This window comes from Aeromonas sp. TECH754, assembly GCF_056279295.1.
On sequence record NZ_JBWBRA010000001.1, the window covers coordinates 4,417,692 to 4,436,935 of the forward strand.

General features: G+C 62.6%; 15 protein-coding genes and 4 tRNA genes. 14 read left to right on the forward strand and 5 right to left on the reverse strand.

All coding sequences use genetic code 11. The features are described 5' to 3' along the window. Positions 1-37: 37 nt before the first annotated feature. Both lpdA and ACZ9IL_RS20250 read left to right on the forward strand, forming a co-directional pair. Positions 38-1,465 carry a dihydrolipoyl dehydrogenase gene (lpdA, locus tag ACZ9IL_RS20245; protein WP_476005053.1) on the forward strand — a complete coding sequence of 476 codons (1,428 nt, stop codon included), beginning with the start codon at positions 38-40 and terminating at the stop codon, positions 1,463-1,465. A gap of 128 nt (positions 1,466-1,593) precedes the next feature. Then, positions 1,594-2,550, forward strand: a complete 957-nt coding sequence (locus tag ACZ9IL_RS20250; protein WP_476005054.1) for a GGDEF domain-containing protein — start codon at positions 1,594-1,596, stop codon at positions 2,548-2,550. A gap of 75 nt (positions 2,551-2,625) precedes the next feature. On the opposite strand, the gene ACZ9IL_RS20255 is transcribed toward ACZ9IL_RS20250, so the two are convergent. Then, positions 2,626-4,536 carry a methyl-accepting chemotaxis protein gene (locus tag ACZ9IL_RS20255; RefSeq protein ID WP_476005055.1) on the reverse strand — a complete coding sequence of 637 codons (1,911 nt, stop codon included), beginning with the start codon at positions 4,534-4,536 and terminating at the stop codon, positions 2,626-2,628. 276 nt (positions 4,537-4,812) lie between these two features. On the opposite strand from ACZ9IL_RS20255, the gene ACZ9IL_RS20260 reads away from it, so the two are divergent. Next, positions 4,813-7,110, forward strand: a complete 2,298-nt coding sequence (locus ACZ9IL_RS20260) for a patatin-like phospholipase family protein (RefSeq protein ID WP_476005056.1) — start codon at positions 4,813-4,815, stop codon at positions 7,108-7,110. Between the two features lie 228 nt (positions 7,111-7,338). Further along, on the forward strand, positions 7,339-9,936 hold the full coding sequence (gene acnB / locus ACZ9IL_RS20265) for a bifunctional aconitate hydratase 2/2-methylisocitrate dehydratase (protein WP_476005057.1): 2,598 nt from the start codon (positions 7,339-7,341) through the stop codon (positions 9,934-9,936). 106 nt (positions 9,937-10,042) lie between these two features. Here the strand turns inward: acnB and ACZ9IL_RS20270 are convergent, their stop codons facing one another. Further along, positions 10,043-10,954, reverse strand: coding sequence for a LysR family transcriptional regulator (locus ACZ9IL_RS20270; RefSeq protein WP_476005058.1), 912 nt, complete (start codon positions 10,952-10,954; stop codon positions 10,043-10,045). A 77-nt stretch (positions 10,955-11,031) separates the two neighbouring features. On the opposite strand from ACZ9IL_RS20270, the gene ACZ9IL_RS20275 reads away from it, so the two are divergent. From ACZ9IL_RS20275 to mdtD, 4 genes are all read left to right on the forward strand, one after another. Continuing rightward, positions 11,032-11,649, forward strand: coding sequence for a LysE family translocator (locus ACZ9IL_RS20275; RefSeq protein ID WP_476005059.1), 618 nt, complete (start codon positions 11,032-11,034; stop codon positions 11,647-11,649). A gap of 117 nt (positions 11,650-11,766) precedes the next feature. Continuing rightward, complete coding sequence (locus ACZ9IL_RS20280) at positions 11,767-13,161, forward strand: D-arabinono-1,4-lactone oxidase (protein WP_476005060.1); 1,395 nt, start codon at positions 11,767-11,769, stop codon at positions 13,159-13,161. 69 nt (positions 13,162-13,230) lie between these two features. Continuing rightward, positions 13,231-14,358, forward strand: a complete 1,128-nt coding sequence (locus ACZ9IL_RS20285; RefSeq protein WP_476005061.1) for a CobW family GTP-binding protein — start codon at positions 13,231-13,233, stop codon at positions 14,356-14,358. Positions 14,359-14,433: 75 nt separating this feature from the next. After that, positions 14,434-15,834 carry a multidrug transporter subunit MdtD gene (gene mdtD, locus ACZ9IL_RS20290; RefSeq protein WP_476005062.1) on the forward strand — a complete coding sequence of 467 codons (1,401 nt, stop codon included), beginning with the start codon at positions 14,434-14,436 and terminating at the stop codon, positions 15,832-15,834. A gap of 40 nt (positions 15,835-15,874) precedes the next feature. Here the strand turns inward: mdtD and ACZ9IL_RS20295 are convergent, their stop codons facing one another. From ACZ9IL_RS20295 to folB, 3 genes are all read right to left on the reverse strand, one after another. Continuing rightward, on the reverse strand, positions 15,875-16,363 hold the full coding sequence (locus ACZ9IL_RS20295) for a YbaK/EbsC family protein (protein ID WP_476005063.1): 489 nt from the start codon (positions 16,361-16,363) through the stop codon (positions 15,875-15,877). Positions 16,364-16,481: 118 nt separating this feature from the next. Beyond that, positions 16,482-16,991: a 2-amino-4-hydroxy-6-hydroxymethyldihydropteridine diphosphokinase gene (gene folK, locus ACZ9IL_RS20300; protein WP_476005064.1), complete on the reverse strand. Its 510-nt coding sequence runs from the start codon at positions 16,989-16,991 to the stop codon at positions 16,482-16,484. Between the two features lie 43 nt (positions 16,992-17,034). Beyond that, on the reverse strand, positions 17,035-17,406 hold the full coding sequence (gene folB, locus ACZ9IL_RS20305; protein ID WP_476005065.1) for a dihydroneopterin aldolase: 372 nt from the start codon (positions 17,404-17,406) through the stop codon (positions 17,035-17,037). Between the two features lie 171 nt (positions 17,407-17,577). Between folB and plsY the strand changes: the two genes are divergently transcribed. The 6 genes from plsY (at position 17,578) to ACZ9IL_RS20335 (ending at position 19,144) form a co-directional block, all read left to right on the forward strand. Further along, complete coding sequence (gene plsY, locus ACZ9IL_RS20310; protein ID WP_476005066.1) at positions 17,578-18,240, forward strand: glycerol-3-phosphate 1-O-acyltransferase PlsY; 663 nt, start codon at positions 17,578-17,580, stop codon at positions 18,238-18,240. Positions 18,241-18,287: 47 nt separating this feature from the next. Further along, positions 18,288-18,363, forward strand: a tRNA-Phe gene (locus ACZ9IL_RS20315). Positions 18,364-18,415: 52 nt separating this feature from the next. Continuing rightward, a tRNA-Thr gene (locus ACZ9IL_RS20320) sits at positions 18,416-18,491 on the forward strand. Positions 18,492-18,494: 3 nt separating this feature from the next. After that, a tRNA-Phe gene (locus ACZ9IL_RS20325) sits at positions 18,495-18,570 on the forward strand. Positions 18,571-18,615: 45 nt separating this feature from the next. Then, positions 18,616-18,691, forward strand: a tRNA-Asn gene (locus ACZ9IL_RS20330). Between the two features lie 120 nt (positions 18,692-18,811). Further along, a complete protein-coding gene (locus ACZ9IL_RS20335; RefSeq protein ID WP_476005067.1) occupies positions 18,812-19,144 on the forward strand; it encodes a YegP family protein in 333 nt (110 codons plus the stop codon). Positions 19,145-19,244 lie beyond the last annotated feature (100 nt).

Consider the following 19,244-nt stretch of genomic DNA (forward strand, 5'->3'; position numbering starts at 1 on the left):
GTGCTGTCCGGGGATATAGAACGACAAAGAGGTCATGATGAGTAAAGAAATCAAAACTCAGGTCGTGGTACTGGGTGCTGGCCCTGCCGGTTATTCCGCTGCCTTCCGTGCCGCCGATCTGGGTCTGGATACCGTTATCGTCGAGCGTTACTCCACCCTGGGTGGCGTCTGCCTGAACGTGGGCTGCATCCCGTCCAAGGCGCTGCTGCACGTCGCCAAGGTCATCGAAGAAGCCAAGGCGCTGGCCGATCACGGCATCGTCTTCGGTGCCCCCCAGACCGACATCACCAAGGTGCGTCTGTGGAAAGAGAAGGTCATCAACCAGCTGACCGGCGGTCTGGCCGGCATGGCCAAGATGCGTAAAGTCCAGGTTGTGAACGGCTTCGGCAAATTCACCGGCCCGAATACGCTGGAAGTGACCGGGGACGACGGCAAGACCGCCGTCACCTTCGACAACGCCATCATCGCCGCGGGTTCCCGTCCGGTGAAGCTGCCGTTCATCCCCCATGATGATCCGCGCGTATGGGATTCGACCGATGCGCTGGAACTGACTACCGTACCGGGCAAGCTGCTGGTCATCGGTGGCGGCATCATCGGCCTGGAGATGGGTACCGTTTACTCCTCCCTGGGTTCCGAGATCGACGTGGTGGAATTTGCCGATCAGCTGGTTCCCGCTGCGGACAAGGACATCGTCAAGATCTACACCAAGCGTGTCGCCAAGAAATTCAACATCATGCTGGAGACCAAGGTCACCGCAGTTGAGGCGCGCGCCGACGGTCTGTACGTCTCCTACGAAGGCAAGCACGCTCCGGCCGAGCCGGTGCGCTACGACAACGTGCTGGTCGCGGTCGGTCGTGTGCCGAATGGCAAGCTGATGGATGCCGAGAAAGCCGGTGTTGCCGTCAACGAGCGCGGTTTCATCGAAGTGGACAAGCAGCTGCGTACCAACGTCGCTCACATCCACGCCATCGGTGACATCGTCGGTCAGCCGATGCTGGCCCACAAGGGTGTGCACGAAGGCCACGTGGCGGCCGAAGTCATCGCCGGCAAGAAGCACTACTTCGACCCGAAAGTGATCCCGTCCATCGCCTACACCGAGCCAGAGATGGCCTGGGTCGGTCTGACCGAGAAGGAAGCCAAGCAACAGGGCCTGAACTTCGAAGTCGCCACCTTCCCCTGGGCTGCTTCCGGTCGCGCCATCGCGTCCGATTGCTCCGACGGCATGACCAAGCTGATCTTCGACAAGGAGACCCATCGCGTCATCGGGGGTGCCATCGTCGGTACCAACGGCGGTGAGCTGCTGGGTGAAATTGGTCTGGCCATCGAGATGGGTGCCGACGCCGAAGATCTGGCGCTGACCATCCACGCTCACCCGACTCTGCACGAGTCCGTGGGTCTGGCTGCCGAAGTGTACGAAGGATCCATCACCGATCTGCCGAACGCCAAGGCCAAGAAGAAGAAATAAGCCTCCTCTTCCTGCCCTGATAAAAAAGCCGCTCTCTCGAGCGGCTTTTTTGTTTTTTCATGACAAAAGAGATTTGTTCGAGGCCTCTTGCTATGCTGAGGCCTGCCACATCACACGACGATCGCCCCATGCAAGCACCCGCCATACCCGATTACGAACGACAGCGCCTCGATGCCTTGCGGCGTCTCGCCATTCTGGACAGCTCTGCCGAGGAGCGGTTCGACCGCATCACCCGGATGGCGCGCAACATGTTCGAGGTGCCCATCTCGCTGATCTCTCTGGTGGATGAGGAGCGGCAGTGGTTCAAGTCCCGCTGCGGCCTGGATGCACAGGAGACGCCCCGTGACATCTCCTTCTGCGGCCACGCCATTCTCGGCGAGGAGATCTTCGTGGTGGAGGATACGGCCCTGGATCTGCGCTTCGCCGACAATCCCCTGGTGCTGGGGGATCCCCATATTCGCTTCTATGCCGGCAGCCCCTTGCAACTCGCAGGCGGCCACAAGGTGGGCACCCTGTGCCTCATCGACCGCATGCCGCGGCGGCTGGATGAGCGTCAACGCGCGCTGCTGGCGGATCTGGCGGGCATGGTGGAGCACGAGCTGGCGGCCATTCAGCTGGCCATTCTGGACGAGCTGACCGGCATCACCAACCGCCGCGGCTTCGTCATGCTGGGGCAGAAATGCCTGCAGCTCTCCCATCGGCAGGGGAGAGAGGCGAGCCTGCTGTTCCTCGATCTCAACCGCTTCAAGGAGATCAACGACACCCTGGGGCACGAGGCGGGGGATGACGCCCTGCGCCAGATGGCGGGGCTGCTATCCAGGGTGTTTCGCAACGCCGACATCTTTGCCCGCCTCGGGGGCGACGAGTTCGTGGTGTTGCTGCCCGGCATCGGGCCCGAGCTGGTGTCACGGGTGCTGGCCCGCTTCGACGAGGCGCTGGCGGCCTTCAACCGGGAGTCGGGCAAGCCCTACCGGCTGACCTGCTCCACCGGGGTAGCCCACTATGATCCGGCGTTGCCACCCGAGCTGGAATTGTTGCTGCAACAGGCGGACAAGCAGATGTATCACCGCAAGAAGGGTGGCTAGGGCTCAGGCTGGCATCCGCTTTGGCCCACAAATGACAAGGGGACGCATGGCGTCCCCTTGTTGCATTCGAACGGGTTACAACCGGAAGTTGCCGACCAGCTTGTCGAGCTCGCCGGAGAGCTGTTGCAGGCTGCGGCTGGACTCGGTCAGCTGGTGGGCGATGTCGGCGGTCTCCATGGTCAGCTGGTTGATGTCCTCTACGTTGCGGTTGATCTCGCCCACCACGCTGGACTGCTCCTCGGTGGCGGTGGCGACCTGGATGTTCATGTCGCTGATCTGGGTGATGTGGCCGGTGATCTGGCCGAGGGCGGCATCCGCCTCGTCGGCCTGGGCCACTACCGCCAGACTCTGGGTGCGGCCCTGGGTCATGGCGCTGACGGCGCGGGCACTCTGCTCCTGCAACCGGTTGATCATGCCCTGGATCTCGGCGGTGGAGGCGGCGGAGCGGCTGGCGAGGTTGCGCACCTCGTCGGCCACCACCGCGAAGCCACGACCCTGTTCACCCGCGCGGGCGGCCTCGATGGCGGCGTTCAGCGCCAGCAGGTTGGTCTGCTCCGAGATGCTGCGAATGGTGTCGAGGATGCTGCCGATGGAGTCGGTCTGGTTGGCCAGCGACTCGATGACGCCGGCGACCTGCTCGATCTCATCCGACAGCCCGACGATGCCGTGACGAGCCTTGGCCACCACCAGGGCGCCGGCATCGGCCTGCTCGTTGGCCTGCTTGGCCACGTCGGCGGCCAGCGAGGCATTGCCGGCGATCTCGCCGACGGTGGCACCCATCTCGTGGATGGCGGTGGCGACCTGTACGGTGCGATCCCGTTGGGCGGTACAGTTATGCTGGGTCAGCTGGGCCTTGCTGGCGACCTCGTTGGCGGTGGCGGCGAGCTGGCGGGAGTTGCTGGCCACCTGCTCGATGGAGCCGTGGATCTTGGCGACGAAGTTGTTGAAGCCGGTCGCGACCTGGCTCAGCTCGTCACGTCCTTCCACCTTGAGGCGCTGGGTCAGATCCCCGTCACCGCTGCCGAGCTCCCGGAACAGGCGGGCCAGATCGTTGAGCGGGCGGCTGACCGAGCCGGCCAGCAGCACCCCGAGCAGCCCCATGCCGACGGCGATGGCGAGGCTCACCAGCAGGATGTGCAGACGGGCCCGATCCAGCTCGGCATAGATCTCTGCCTCCGGCACCTGGGCCACCAGATACCAGTCGAGTAGCGGGATGTAGCTGGTGGCCAGCACCACCGGCTGGCCGTCGATTTCGGCGTGGGTCGCGGCGAACGGCTGCTTGGTCAGCAGGCTGCTGGCACCCGAGCCTGCAAGCTGGGACAGGCTGTCTCTGTCGATGCGGGCGGCGTCCGGGTGCAGCTTCACCTTGCCGCTGCCGTCAGTCATGAACACGAAGCCGCTGTCACCGATGCGGAAGTTGGCGAGCATGCTGACCATACTGTCGAGGGACTTGGCGAGCCCGGCCAGGCCGCGACCGTTGAGCTGCTGGAAGTTGACGAACAGCTTCACCTCGCCGTTGGTTTCGCGGAAGATGCTGAGCATCAGATCCTGCTGGCTCTTGGTGTAGTCGTAGAACCAGTTGTCCTGGTCATGATTCAGGACGCGCAGGAAACCATCCTGGTTGTAGTAGGCGGCGCTCTGCCGATCGGCAAAGGAGGCGGTGACCAGGCCGTACTGGGCCGTCATGTCCTTGAGCTGATCGATGAGGATGGACTCCTGCTCCTTGGGCATGCCACGGGCGACCCAGTCCAGCACGAAGCGATCATTGGCCAGCTGTTTGGCGGCGCCGGCGACCGAGGTGAGATCCTTCTCGATCTCCTTGCCGATGCGCTGGGTCAGGTTCGGCAGCTCCTGCTCGAACATGCGGGTCTCGATCAACTGCTGGGCCGAGCGCTGGCTGAAGTAGCCCACCAGCAGACAGGATAGCGCCACGGCCAGGATGACGGTGGCCAGAATTTTCTGTTTGAGTGTCAGGCTTGCGAACATAGGGTGACTCGGGTGTGGGCCTAAAGTTGAGCTCATATTAGCGGCTGCCGGATGGCTCTCTTGAGGTGAGGATGGCGTTTATTGTCGATTAACGTTTGCGCTCACATCAGGCAGGGACTGGATTGGCGCCGTGTCGGCTCGGGCCGGTGGCCAGCCGAATGGCGATGAAATCTCGCCAGCACAAGGAGTTGCGGTTACAGTTCCTCAACTTATAGTAGGTAACACTTGGCCGGCGGCATCGCTCACCCGGCTCGCACCGGATCAATGGACACTCATATGCGCATCTTTCATCGGGGATGGACCCACCTGCTAATGCTCCTGCTGGCAGCCTTGCCATTGATGGCGGCGGCCCAGAGTCCCGACGCTGCCAAGGGGAAGGGAGGGGACGTCAGAGGAGACAGGCCCAAGATTGCGCTGGTGCTGAGCGGCGGCGGCGCCAAGGGCGCAGCCCACATCGGGGTGCTCAAGGTGCTGGAGGAGAAGCGGATCCCGGTCGACATCGTGGTCGGCACCAGCATGGGCTCCTACGTGGCGGGCATGTATGCCATGGGGCTCAGCGCCGAGGAGGTGGAACGCATGACGCTCTCCATCGACTGGAACAAGGGCTATCAGGACAAGGTCGGCCGTGACGAGCTCTCCCTGCGCAAGAAGCAGCAGAGCGAGAAGTACCAGCTGCGCACCGACATCGGCATCAACGGCGATTCGACCCAGTTGCCGGATGGCTTCTTCCAGGGCCAGTCCATGGCCAGCCTGCTGCGTCATGCCACCTCCAACCTGCCGGTGCAAAAGAGCTTCGACAATCTGCCCATTCCTTACCGCGCCATGGCCACCGACATGGAGACGGTGACTCCCTTCGTGCTGGATCACGGCAGCCTCGCCAAGGCGATGCAGGCCTCCATGTCCATCCCCGGCGCCCTCAAGCCGGTGGATTGGGAGGGACACATTCTGGCCGACGGCGGCACGGTCAACAACATGCCGGTGGACGTGGCCAAGGCGATGGGCGCCGACATCGTCATCGCGGTGGACATCGGCGCCAAGCTGCGTACCCGGGAATCCCTCAAGTCGGGGCTGGCGATGATAGACCAGCTCACCACTTACATGACCCAGGTCGGCACCGAGAAGCAGAAGGCCCTGATGGAGCCCAAGGACGTGCTGCTCAGCCCGGAGTTTGGCAGCATGGGGATAGCCGACTTCACGCTGATGCCGGAGGGGATCAAGATAGGGGAGCAGGTGGCCATGCGGGCCTCCAGCCAGCTGGATGCGCTGTCTCTCTCTCCTGCCGCCTATGCCGACTACCGCAACCAGAAGCTGAGCCGTCGTGCCGAGCGCGGCGGCCAGCCGGCCTATTACATCGACAAGGTGGAGATCATCAACAAGTCCCGCCTCTCCGATGACACAGTGCGCGCCATGCTCAAGGTGCGGCCCGACAAGGTGCAGACCTACGAGAGCCTGGAGGCGGGTATCCGCCGCCTCTACGCGCTGGAGTCCTTCGATCGCATCACCTACGAGGTGGTGGAGCGTGACGGCGAGAACGTGCTGGTGGTCGATGCCAGCGAGAAGAACTGGGGGCCGGGCTACCTCAATTTCCAGCTCGGCTTCTCCGATGACTTCGAGAACAGCTCCAACTACAACGTCGGCATGTCCTATACGCTCACCAACGTCAATGACTGGGGCGGGGAGTGGCTGACCGAGGCATCACTTGGCACCGCCAAGCACCTCAAGACCGACTTCTACACGCCGCTGGAGCCTTCCCAGACCTACTTCGGCGAGGCGAGCCTGGCCTATGACAAGACCCAGCGCCGGGTCTTCTTCCCGGAAGAGGATGTGCTCTCCACGAACGTGCGCTATCTGGATTCGGAGTACAGCTTCACCAGCGTGGATCTCGCCATCGGCTGGAACCGCCAGCCCTGGAGCCGACTCTCCCTTGGCCTGGAAGGCAAGGTGGGCAGCGTCGACATCCAGAACCTGTCCGATGCGGATGCGGATGCGACCGCCTGGGGTCCCTATGTTCGCTTCGAGCACGACACCCTCGACAGCAGCTACTTCCCCTATCAGGGGATCTACTGGGACATCAAGGGCGGCTACTCCCACATCAGGCTCGAGCCGGCGGGTGAGCCGGCTGAGAACACCGAGGGGCTGAACTATCACCTGGCGATGGTCAAGCCCTGGTCATGGGGACGCCACAGCGTCAACCTGATGCTGGAGGGGGGCGGCTCCACCTCTCAGGAGGACGTGCCGCTGTTCGTGCAGGATCTCGGCGGCCTGTTCCGCTTGTCCGGCTTCCAGCATTATCAGCTGAGCGGACGCTACAGCCTGTTCAGCGGCCTGCGCTACATCTACCGGGTGGCGGACAATGACTTCGGGGCCTTCAAGGCGCCGCTGTTCCTCGGCGGTTCCCTCGAGCAAGGCGGGGTCTGGGACAAGGGAGAGGACATCAGCCTGGAGACCTCCTACACCGCGGGCTCCGTCTACGTGGGGGTGGAGAGCTTCCTCGGCCCCATCTTCCTCGGTTACGGCATGGCGGAGGGGGGGCACGACATGTTCTATCTGCAATTGGGCACCACCTTCGAATAAGGCTAAAATGCTGATTTTTTGTTAACTCATCAATGGTGTGTTTTTTGTTCATTGCAAAAAAATCAATGATCTTAATCGCTTACCATGGTTTGGCGGATAAGCGTACAGGCTTTGGATTTTAATTAGTCGTTAAAACTTATATAGTGGGGGGCACCCTACGGGTGTCCCGCAAGGACGATCGCCGCGAGCTTGGGCGAACCCAAAAAAAAGACCAAAGAGGAATTAGTCGTGCTTGAAACCTACCGTAAACACGTCGCAGAACGTGCTGCCGAGGGCGTAGTTGCCAAACCTCTGGATGCAGAGCAAGTCGCCGCCCTGGTTGAACTGATCAAGAACCCGCCCGCCGGTGAACAAGATTTCCTGAAAGAACTGCTCTCTTCCCGTGTGCCTCCCGGAGTGGATGAAGCGGCCTACGTGAAGGCCGGCTTCCTCACCGCCATCGCCAAGGGTGAGGCTCACTCGCCCATCCTGAGTGCGGCCGAAGCCGTCGAGCTGCTCGGCACCATGCAGGGTGGCTACAACATCCAACCGCTGATCGACTTGCTGGATCACGCGACCCTGGCCCCTCTTGCTGCCAAGGGCCTCTCCCACACTCTGCTGATGTTCGACTCCTTCCACGACGTGGAAGAGAAGGCCAAGGCGGGCAATGCCCACGCCAAGCAGGTAATGCAATCCTGGGCCGATGCCGAGTGGTTCCTGAACCGCCCGGCCCTTGCCGAGAAGATCACCGTCACCGTGTTCAAGGTGACCGGTGAGACCAACACCGATGACCTGTCACCCGCGCCGGATGCCTGGTCCCGCCCCGACATCCCGCTGCACGCCCTGGCCATGCTGAAAAACGCTCGCCCCGGCATCACCCCGGATCAGGATGGCGTGATCGGCCCCATCAAGGCCATCGAAGAGCTCAAGCAGACCGGCTTCCCGCTGGCCTACGTCGGTGACGTGGTCGGTACCGGTTCTTCCCGCAAATCCGCCACCAACTCGGTGCTCTGGTTCATGGGTGACGACATCCCGTTCGTGCCGAACAAGCGCGCCGGTGGTGTCTGTCTGGGTGGCAAGATTGCCCCGATCTTCTTCAACACCATGGAAGATGCCGGCGCCCTGCCCATCGAGGTGGATGTCTCCCGGCTGGAGATGGGCGATGTGATCGACATCTTCCCCTATGAGGGCAAGATCACCCGTCACGGCACGGGCGAAGTACTGGCCGAATTTGCACTCAAGACCGAGGTGCTGATCGACGAGGTGCGTGCCGGTGGCCGTATTCCGCTGATCATCGGCCGCGGCCTGACTGACAAGGCGCGCGAGGCGCTGGGTCTGCCGTTCTCCACCGTGTTCCGTCGCCCGCAGCCAGTGGCCGATACCGGCAAGGGTTACACCCTGGCCCAGAAGATGGTGGGCAAGGCGTGCGGCGTGCAGGGCATTCGCCCAGGCACCTACTGCGAGCCCCGCATGACCACGGTTGGCTCCCAGGACACCACGGGCCCGATGACTCGCGACGAGCTGAAAGACCTGGCCTGCCTCGGCTTCTCCGCCGATCTGACCATGCAGTCCTTCTGCCACACCGCCGCCTATCCGAAGCCCATCGACGTGCAGACCCACCATACCCTGCCGGACTTCATCATGAACCGCGGCGGCGTCTCCCTGCGTCCGGGTGACGGCGTCATCCACTCCTGGCTGAACCGTATGCTGCTGCCGGATACCGTGGGTACCGGTGGTGACTCCCACACCCGTTTCCCCATCGGGATCTCCTTCCCGGCGGGCTCCGGTCTGGTGGCCTTCGCCGCCGCCACCGGCGTGATGCCGCTGGACATGCCGGAATCCGTGCTGGTGCGCTTCAAGGGCGAGCTGCAACCGGGTATCACCCTGCGTGACCTGGTCCATGCCATCCCCCATGCCGCCATCCAGAAAGGGCTGCTGACCGTCGAGAAGGCAGGCAAGAAGAACATCTTCTCCGGCCGTATCCTCGAGATCGAAGGTCTGCCGACCCTGAAGGTAGAGCAGGCATTCGAGCTGGCCGATGCCAGCGCCGAGCGCAGTGCCGCCGGTTGCACCATCAAGCTGGATCAGGCGCCGATCACCGAGTACCTGAAGTCCAACATCGTCATGCTGAAGTGGATGCTGTCCGAAGGCTACGGCGACGTGCGCACCATCACCCGCCGCATCAAGGCCATGGAAGAGTGGCTGGCGAAGCCGGTGCTGATGGAAGCGGACAAGGATGCCGAGTACAGCGAAATCATCGAGATCGATCTGGCCGACATCAAGGAGCCCATTCTGTGTGCGCCGAACGATCCGGACGATGCCCGTCTGCTCTCCGAAGTGGCTGGCAGCAAGATCGACGAGGTGTTCATCGGTTCCTGCATGACCAACATCGGTCACTTCCGCGCCGCCGGCAAACTGCTCGAGAAGTACCAGGGCGAGCTGCCGACCCGCATGTGGATTGCCCCGCCGACCAAGATGGACAAGGATCAGCTGACCGAAGAGGGCTACTACGGCATCTTCGGCCGGGTCGGTGCCCGCATCGAGATCCCGGGCTGCTCCCTGTGCATGGGCAACCAGGCGCGGGTCGCGGAAGGCGCCTCCGTGGTCTCCACCTCCACCCGCAACTTCCCGAACCGTCTGGGCAAGGGTGCCAACGTCTACCTGGCCTCGGCCGAGCTGGCGGCAGTGGCGGCCATCATCGGCAAGATCCCGACCGTGGCGGAGTACCTGCAGTACGCCAAGACGCTGGATGCGACCGCAGCCGATACCTATCGCTATCTGAACTTCAACGAGATCGCCTCCTACACCCAGAAGGCTGATGCGGTGATCCTGCAGCAAGCGGTATAAGGATTGGCGCCGGTATGGCGCAGACAGTCCACTAAAAAGCCCCGGCTCATGCCGGGGCTTTTGTTTGGCCGACAGCCACCTCTGGTGCTGTCTTGCCTGCCAGGGCTCAGGTACTCAGGGATTGCAGCCAGTTCGCCAGCTTCTCATGGGGGCTGCCGGGAATCGGTGGCGCGGGGGCGAGCAGGTGATAGCCGGTGCCATCCGGGATGAATCCGAGCGGGGCGACCAGCAGGCCGGCGGCGACATCGTCACACACCAGCCGATAGGGGCCTATGGCGACGCCAAGGCCCGCCACGGCGGCCTGCAGGCTGAAGTAGAAGTGCTCGAAGGTCTGGGTCGGCGCTTCGTCGCTCGCACTCTGTCCGGCCTGCGCCTGCCAGCTTTGCCAGGCGGCGGGACGGGTCTTGGTGTGCAGGCGGGGGGCCGAGGCGCGCAGAGCCGGCAGCTCCCCTCCTGGCTCGAAAAACTGCGTCACCTTGCCCGGCTGACAGACGGGCCCGGTCCGCTCCTCGAACAGTTGCTGGCTGTAAAGGTCATCAGGCCAGTGAAAGTCGTTGCGCCGAATGGCGAGATCTATGCCGTTGCCAAAGCTGAGGGCGCCGCCGCCCGCCATCAGGTGTACGTCCAGCTCGGGGTGCAGGGCTTGAAAGGCGGGCCAGCGCGGGATCAGCCAGCGCATCAGCAGGGTGGGCTCGCAGGAGATGACCAGCGACTGGGGCTGGCTCTGCTGGCGCAGCGCCTGCGCCGTCTGCCGGATCCTGCCCAGCCCTTCCTTGACCGCCTGATAGAGCCGCTCACCCGCCTCGGTCAGAAAGACCCGGCGCTGGCGGCGTTCGAACAGCCGGATCCCCAGATCCTCCTCCAGCAGGCGCACCGCCCGGCTGATGGCGCCATGGGTGAGGTGCAGCTCATCGGCGGCGCGGCTGAAGTTTTCGGTGCGGGCCGCCACCTCGAAACAGCGCAGTGCCGTCAGGGAGGGGAGGGAGAGGTCTTTCTGTGAGTTATTATCACCATTCATGTCAGAAGTTATCGTTCGTTATTGGTGTTGATGCCAAATAAAATAGCCGATATCTCTCTACGTCAGGACTCTTTTTCATGACCGAACTGTTAGCCGTAGTGGCCATTACCTTCTTTGCCGTCATCAGCCCGGGGCCCGATTTTGCCATGGTGTCGCGCAACAGCCTGCTGCTCTCCCGTCGCACCGGCGTGCTGACGGCGCTCGGCATAGCGGCCGGGGTCTGCGTGCACGTCACCTATACCCTGCTGGGGGTCGGCCTGCTGATCCAGCAGTCGCTCTGGCTATTCAACCTCATCAAGCTGGCAGGGGCCGCCTACCTCATCTTCCTCGGCATCAAGATGCTGCGCGCCAGGCCTGTGACCCATGAGGAGGTGGTCAGCCAGCCAACCCTCTCCAGCCTGGGGGCACTGCGCACCGGGTTTCTGACCAATGTGCTCAATCCCAAGACCACCATCTTCATCGTCAGCCTGTTCATGCAGGTGGTGCAGCCGCAGACGCCGCTGGCGGTCCAGCTCGGCTATGGCGCCTTCATAGTGCTGGCCCACGGGGCCTGGTTCAGTGCTGTGGCACTCTTCTTCTCCACCGCGTCGGTACGGGCCCGTCTGCTGGCGGTGCGCCATTGGATCGACCGGGTGTTTGGCGGCCTGCTGGTGGGATTCGGCATGCTGCTGGCACTGACCCAGCAATCGCGCTGAGGGAGTGGGGGAGTCATCCCCCTTATCCAACCCCGACGGTAGGGGCTTGTTTTCCATGCCTTGCGGGCGACTTTTCGGTAGAATTGGCGCTCACATTGAGGTTCGATGAGGCGCAGCATGACGGTCAGGTTCCAGGCATTCCACAGCATCAAGGCGATCAACAATCGGGAGGTGCTGTTCAACTGGTCCAGAACCAACCCGCTCGGTGCGCTGGATCAGGTGTGGCGCCCCAAGAATCGCGACGAGCTGCAAGCGCTGCTGCGCGAGCACCCGGCCCGCAAGTTGCGGCTGATAGGCTCGGGCCTCTCCTTTGAGCCCATCCACAGCGTCTATGCCGAAGGCCATCAGGCGCTGCTGGTGGATCTGCATCACCTGCGCGGGCCGCTTGCCAGGGATGACCACAGCGTCACTTATCAGGCGGGCACGCCACTCGATACCATCTATGCCGATCTCATCGCCATGGAGCGGATGCTGCCCGCGTCCCCCGGCGTCATCGGCATCCAGACGCTGGGCGGGGCCCTCAGCACCGGCACCCACGGCCAGGGGCTGCACCAGTCCTCCCTGTGCGATGCGGTGGAGGCCTTGACCATCATGCTGGCCAATGGCGATATCCTGCGGGTCGATCGCACGGATCCGCGCTTCGGGGCCTTCGTGATGGGCATGGGCATGCTGGGCATCCTGCTGGACGTCACCCTGCGAACCGTGCCAAACCGCATCATGCGTTGCACCAAATTCAGTACCGACTATGGCTTCCTGCTCGAGCACAACGAGCGGCTCAACCGCGAGCACAGTTTCGTGAAGAGCTGGTGGTTTGCCTGGACCGGTGAGAGCCATATCTGGCTGGTGGATCCCGCCTCCGACGAGGAGGTGGCCCGTTATCGCGCCGCCGGCAGCGAGCCGCTGCTGCTGGAGGGCAATGGCGACGCATCCATGAATGCCACCATAGACGCCACCCTGCAGAAGATGGCAAAAGACACCAAGGATGAGGCGCGGGCAGGGGAGCACTTCGAGACGGTGCGCCGCTTCAAGGATGCCTCGGATCTGGTGGGCAACGTCTACCAGATCCTCTGCAAGGGGATACCGGCGCCCCAGATCAACTGCGAGGTGGCGGTGCCCCTGGCGCGCATGGGCGAGGCGTTGGCCATACTGCAAGCCTGGCAGGAGGCCAACCCCGGCGTGTTGCACTACCCCTTTATCCTGCGGTGTACAGGCGCGTCAGAGGCCTGGCTCAGCGCCGCCTATGGCAAGCCGGTGTGCTGGATTGGCTTTCTGGTCTATCTGGCGGCGGACGGCACCTTTGTGGGGGGCTCCATGGAGCAGATGCGCGAGTTGCAGCAGTTGCTGGTACCGCTCGGCGGCATTCCCCACTTCGGCAAGCACCTGGCGATGGATCTCTACGACTTCCCGGCCCTGCTGCCGCGTTGGCACGACTTCCTGGCCCTCAAGGCCGAGCTGGACCCCCATGGCCGCTTCGAGAACCGCTGGCTCGGCGATCTATTTGCCAACCGCTAAGATTTTTCCATGACTGACATGCAAGGCATCCGCGCGCATCAGCCTGCCGACTCAAGGTGAATACCCGATATGACCGATATGCAAGACACCCGCATTCCCGTGACCCTGCTGACCGGCTTCCTCGGCAGCGGCAAGACAACCTTGCTCAACCACTGGGTCAAGCAGCCGGAACTCGGTGAGTGCGCCGTGCTGATCAATGAATTCGGCTCTGTGGGGCTGGATCATCATCTGGTGCAGCAGGTGGACGAGCAGGTGATACTGCTCGATTCCGGCTGCATCTGCTGCTCGGTACAGGGCTCCCTGGTGGAGGCACTGCAGGGGCTCTTCATGAAGGCCATCCAGCGCAAAATCAAACCGTTCAAGCGGCTCATCATCGAGACCACCGGCCTCGCGGATCCCGCTCCCGTGTTGTTTACCTTGAAGGAAGAGGGCTTCATCGCCCAGCGTTATCGGTTCGATGGCACAGTGACCGTGGTGGATGCCGGCCATATCGAGCAGCAGTTGGCGGCCCAGTACGAGGCGGTCAAGCAGGTGGCGCTGGCGGACTTGCTGGTGCTGAGCAAGGGCGATCTGGTGGATGAGGAGACCCTGGCACGGGTCGAGTCCCAGCTTGCCAGCCTGAATCCGGCGGCGCCGATCCAGCGGGCATGCAATGGCGAGCTGTCGCCGACGGTGCTGGAAAAGCTCGGCGCCTACAACGAGGCGGCGGGGCGTGACGTGCGCCAGCTGCTGGCCTGGTTGCGTACCGAGTCCCCCAAACAGGGGCTGGCCTCACCGCTGCAACCGAGGCTGACGCCGCTGACTGCCAAGGTGGGCACCGCGGCGCCGACCCACTTCGAGCACGGCAACATCGAGAGTTTCTCCCTGCGCATCGGTGAGCCGCTCAAGCCGTCCCGGCTGCTGGCCGCCATCGATGCGGTGCAGGCGCAGTACGGGGATGCTCTGCTGCGGCTCAAGGGGATCTTGTCCCTGGAGGGGGAGAGTCAGCCGGTGGTGATCCACGGCGTTCACGGTCAGCTCTATCCGCTGCAGACCCTGGGGGATTGGCCGGAAGGGCGCGCCCAGTCCAGGCTGGTGTTTATCGTCAAGAGCCGGGACCGAAGCGGGATCGAGACCCTGTTCCTCGAGACTCTCAAGGCCCCCGAGCCCAGTCTGGAAGAACGGCTCAGAGCCATGCTTGGCCAGCCGGATGCCTGATATCCTGATGTGACCCGCCCCCGTTTTCAACAGCGAGCGCGGGTCTCTTTTTAGGTCAAGAGGAGGTGGTTGCTTATGTCCGACAGTTCACCGATGGTTACCCCGGCCCAGCGCAAGTGGCTGCCCCTGCTGACCGCGGTCGGCTTCTTCATGCAGACCCTCGATGGCACCATACTCAACACCGCGCTGCCCAGCATGGCGGCGGCGCTGGGGGAGAGCCCACTGCAGATGCAGTCGGTGGTCATCGCCTACATGCTGACGGTGGCGCTGCTCATTCCCGCCTCCGGCTGGCTGGCGGACAGATTCGGTACCCGCCGGGTCTACCTGGCCGCCATCTTGCTGTTCACCCTGGGCTCCCTGGCTTGCGCCGCCGCCAACACCCTGCCCATGCTGGTGGCGGCCCGGGTGCTGCAAGGGGTGGGCGGGGCGCTGCTGATGCCGGTCGGACGGCTCGCCGTGTTGCGGGTCTACAGCAAGCATGATCTGCTGCGGGTGATGTCGTTTGTCACCATCCCGGGTCTGCTGGGGCCGCTCATCGGCCCTGCGCTGGGGGGCTGGCTGGTGGAAGTGGCAAGCTGGCACTGGGTGTTTCTCATCAACCTGCCGGTGGGGCTGATAGGTTTCATCGCCAGCTGGAGCTTCATGCCCGATCTGCGCCAGCACACGGCCAAGTTTGACTGGCAGGGTTTCGTGCTATTCAGCGTCGGTATGGTATTGGTATCCGTCGGTTTGCAGGGGCTTGGAGAGCATAATATCTCTACCGGTTGGGCGCTGTTTGCGGTCTTGTTCGGCCTCGCCGCCATGGCGAGCTACTGGCTCTATGCCGCCAATGCCGAGCAACCCTTGTTCAGTCTGGCCCTGTTCAAGACTTCGACCTTTGCCATCGGCATCTGGGGCAACCTGTTTGCTCGCCTCGGCAGTGGCGCCATGCCCTTCCTGACCCCACTGTTCCTGCAACTGGGGCTGGGCTTCTCGCCGAGCAAGGCGGGGATGACCATGATCCCGACCGTGATCGGCGCCATGCTGACCAAGACGCTGGTGAACAAGCTCATTCCCCGCATCGGTTATCGCCGCATCCTGATCGGCAACACCCTGGCGCTGGGGGTCATGATCGCCAGCTTCTATTTCATCGACAATCAGGTGCCCCATGGGGTGCTGCTGGTGTGGCTGGCGGTGTTTGGCGCCATCAACTCCTTGCAGTTCTCCGCCATGAACACCCTCACGCTACAGGATCTGAGCTCGGAGCATGCCAGCAGCGGCAACGGTCTGCTGTCGGTGGTGATGCAGCTCTCCATGAGCCTGGGGGTGGCCATCGCCGCCAGCCTGCTCGGACTCTTCTCCGTCGGCCAGCCGGGCGGGGGCAGCGAACGCTGGCTCGCGGGCTTCCAGCTCACCTATCTGTGCATCGGGCTGATGTCCATGCTGGCGGCGCTGATCTTCGCCCAGCTGGCCAAGCAGGACAAGAGGAGCGCCTAGGCTCCTCGGTGCGGGTCTGGCGGGATGCGGGAAGAGGCTATCAGGCCTGCGCGTTTGGCAGGTAGCTGACCGGGCAAGGCAGTTGTGCCAGCACGCTGGCCAGGTGCTCGGTGCTCAGCAGGAAGGTCTGCTCCGGGTGGCCCGGCGTCCAGGTGAAGGCGGCGTGGTCCAGCAGGGCGGAGTCCACCAGCAGGGGGATGTCGGCGCGGGGAAGGAAGGGGCAGACGGCCCCCGGCAGGCAGCCAATCTCGGCCTGCATCTCCTCGGGGGTGCAGATGGAGGGTTTGGCGCCGAGACTCGCCTTGACCGCCTTGTTGTCCAGCCGCCCGTCCCTGTGGGTCAGCAGCAGGGCGAAGCGGCCATCCTTGAACTTGAGAAACAGGGTCTTGCTGAATTCGGCCTGCCAGCCGAGGCGAGCCTTGACCCGCTCGTCGGTGGCGTAATCCAGGATGGGTTCGTGCTGATAACGCTGGTGGGGCAGCTCGGCCAGCAGCCGGCAGTTGAAGTCGTGGATCGTATCGAGTGGCATGGTGATCTCCTGTGTCAGGCCATACTGCCAGCCATCCCGGCTTGGGCCCAATCACCATTGCTGATGACGGATAAGCGGACGGCAGATAAACAACGAGGGCCCCTGGGGCCCTCGTCGATCAATGATGCTGCAACTCGCACGCTTCCCACAGGAAGGGAATGGGGCACAGCTGCTGGGAGGCCTTGTCGTAGCCCTGCCACAGCTCGCCCAGAGTGCGGCCATCGGTGGGATGGCGCAGCGCCGGCGCCAGCTCGGCCAGCGGCCAGAGCACGAAGGCGTTGGTGAGGATCTCGCCACGGGGCAGCGCGACCGGGCTCTCGCAGACGAGATCCCCGTAGAGCAGCAGGTCCAGGTCCAGGGTACGCGGGGCGAACTTCTTGGCGTTCGGCTCGCGGCCGTGGGCGAACTCCATGGCTCGCAGCCGTTGGCACAGGGTTGCCAGCGGCAACACCGTGTCTGCCCCCACCACCAGGTTGTAGAAGGGGCGGCCGGCAAAGCCCACCGCCGCGCTCTCGAATACCCGCGACACGGCAAGCTCGCCAAATTCGGCCTGCAGGGCGTCGAGCCCGGCCCGGATGTGGCGATTACGCTCGATATTGGAGCCCAGACTGATGTAGATGCGGGTCATGCCATCACCTCCCGGATCCTGCCACCCTCGATGTAGATGAGCATCACTGGGCACTCGAGGCCGGGGTGCGATGACGCAGGATCTCGACGCCGACGCCGGCGGCGTTGGGCACGGCACCCGGCTTGGTCAGCACCACCTTGACCCATTGCACCCGCTCGTCGACCAGCACCAGAGCGGCGACCTGCTCGGCCATGGTCTCGACCAGTTCGACTATGGTACCGGCTGCGTGATCACAGATCTTGCGTGAGAGGGTGGCGTAATCCAGTGCCAGATTGATATCGTCGGTTGCGGCGGCTGGGTGGTTGTCAAAACCCATCTCGAGATCGAAACAGAGCTTCTGGCGTATGCCTTTCTCCCACTCATATACCCCTATGGTGGTCAAAACCTCGAGTCCGCGAATAAACACCTTGTCCATGACAGTACTTCTTCTTTACTCTTGATGGGCTGTTTACACAGCGCAGGGATGCAGGTCTGGCAAGCAGATTGCCGCTGGCAACCGGGTTGGGTGACACGCTTTCGGGCAATCCCAAGCCGGAGAATGTGGCCCGCATCATACCCCATTCATATCGTGGTAAAAACGACCAAGATGACGGCCCTGACGATTTTGATGATTATTCTGGCCTATCTGGGCGGCTCGCTGTCCAGTGCCGTGCTGGTTTCCCGCATCACGGGTCTGCCGGATCCCCGTGACCACGGCTCCCACAACCCGGGGGCGACCAATGTGCTGCGCCTCGGTGGCCGGCTGGCGGCGCTGATCGTGCTGCTGCTCGATATGCTCAAGGGCATGGCTCCCGTCTATCTCGCCTGGTTTTTGCAGATCAAACCCGTCTATCTCGGTTTCATCGGGGTGGCTGCCTGCCTCGGTCACATGTATCCCCTCTTCTTCCACTTCCGGGGCGGCAAAGGTGTCGCCACGGCGCTGGGCACCATGCTGCCCATCGGCTTCGCCATGGGGGGCGCCGCAGTCGTCACCTGGCTGCTGGTGCTGCTGGTGAGCGGCTATTCGTCGCTGGCCTCCATTGTTACCGTGCTGCTGACGCCACTCTTTACCTATCTGCTCAAGCCGGAATACACCCTGCCGGTGTCGCTGCTCTCCTGCCTCATCCTGATCCGTCATCACGAGAACATTACCCGCCTGCTGAAGGGGGAGGAGTCCCGTGTCTGGGGCCGACGGGGTGCGGCTTCGGCGGCAGAAGTGCCCAAAATGAGTGATGCTGCGCAAAAAAGAGACGAACGAGACGAAAAGTAAAATTTCCCGTTGACCACCTGCCTTAAAATCCGTTTAATAGCGCCCACGCCCAGATAGCTCAGTCGGTAGAGCAGGGGATTGAAAATCCCCGTGTCGGCGGTTCGATTCCGTCTCTGGGCACCAAGTTTTGGTGCCATGAAATAAAAATGTGTTCATGCACAGTAGGTTAAAGTGTGCCGGCTTAGCTCAGTAGGTAGAGCAACTGACTTGTAATCAGTAGGTCACCAGTTCGATTCCGGTAGCCGGCACCATTTGCCCAGATAGCTCAGTCGGTAGAGCAGGGGATTGAAAATCCCCGTGTCGGCGGTTCGATTCCGTCTCTGGGCACCAAATAAAGGATGATGAGATAGCGATATCTGGTCTCCAAAGTACAATTCCTCCTTAGTTCAGTCGGTAGAACGGCGGACTGTTAATCCGTATGTCACTGGTTCAAGTCCAGTAGGAGGAGCCATTCAAGAGACCCTTGTCGCAAGACAAGGGTCTTTTTTTATGTTTCTCATTCCCCGTCGTCGCCGCCCATGAAAAGCGGGCTAGCCTGATAGGCGTAACCACTGACGACAAGGAGAGAGCGATGGGAAGTTATGAACTGAAACTGGCCAGGAACGACCAGTTCTATTTTGTCCTCAAGGCCGGCAACGATCAGGTGATCCTCAATAGTGAGATGTATACCAGCAAGGCGGCGGCCCAGAACGGTATCCAGTCGGTGCAGACGAATTCTCCCGAGGCGGGGCAATACGATCTGAAAGAGGGGACCAACGGCCAGTATCACTTCACGCTGAGAGCCAGGAACCATCAGATCATCGGTTCCAGCCAGATGTACGCCAGCAAGGCGTCGGCCCAGAGCGGCATCCAGTCGGTGCAGGCCAACGGTCCGACCCAGACCATCAAGGATCTGACCGGCTGATCGACTTGCCTGTCAGAGAAACATCAAGGGCGCGTTGGCGCTCTTTTTCATTTGAGTATCCCACCCGCCAACTCATCATCAGCCCCGGTCTGCCCGGCGA

Coding starts and splice junctions, on each gene's coding strand:
- mdtD (WP_476005062.1), top strand. CDS start 14,434: ATGTCCGACAGTTCACCGATGGTTACCCCGGCCCAGCGCAAGTGGCTG.
- plsY (WP_476005066.1), top strand. CDS start 17,578: ATGACGGCCCTGACGATTTTGATGATTATTCTGGCCTATCTGGGCGGC.
- ACZ9IL_RS20270 (WP_476005058.1), bottom strand. CDS start 10,954: ATGAATGGTGATAATAACTCACAGAAAGACCTCTCCCTCCCCTCCCTG.
- ACZ9IL_RS20335 (WP_476005067.1), top strand. CDS start 18,812: ATGGGAAGTTATGAACTGAAACTGGCCAGGAACGACCAGTTCTATTTT.
- ACZ9IL_RS20260 (WP_476005056.1), top strand. CDS start 4,813: ATGCGCATCTTTCATCGGGGATGGACCCACCTGCTAATGCTCCTGCTG.
- lpdA (WP_476005053.1), top strand. CDS start 38: ATGAGTAAAGAAATCAAAACTCAGGTCGTGGTACTGGGTGCTGGCCCT.
- ACZ9IL_RS20275 (WP_476005059.1), top strand. CDS start 11,032: ATGACCGAACTGTTAGCCGTAGTGGCCATTACCTTCTTTGCCGTCATC.
- ACZ9IL_RS20250 (WP_476005054.1), top strand. CDS start 1,594: ATGCAAGCACCCGCCATACCCGATTACGAACGACAGCGCCTCGATGCC.
- folK (WP_476005064.1), bottom strand. CDS start 16,991: ATGACCCGCATCTACATCAGTCTGGGCTCCAATATCGAGCGTAATCGC.
- folB (WP_476005065.1), bottom strand. CDS start 17,406: ATGGACAAGGTGTTTATTCGCGGACTCGAGGTTTTGACCACCATAGGG.
- ACZ9IL_RS20280 (WP_476005060.1), top strand. CDS start 11,767: ATGACGGTCAGGTTCCAGGCATTCCACAGCATCAAGGCGATCAACAAT.
- ACZ9IL_RS20255 (WP_476005055.1), bottom strand. CDS start 4,536: ATGTTCGCAAGCCTGACACTCAAACAGAAAATTCTGGCCACCGTCATC.
- ACZ9IL_RS20285 (WP_476005061.1), top strand. CDS start 13,231: ATGACCGATATGCAAGACACCCGCATTCCCGTGACCCTGCTGACCGGC.
- ACZ9IL_RS20295 (WP_476005063.1), bottom strand. CDS start 16,363: ATGCCACTCGATACGATCCACGACTTCAACTGCCGGCTGCTGGCCGAG.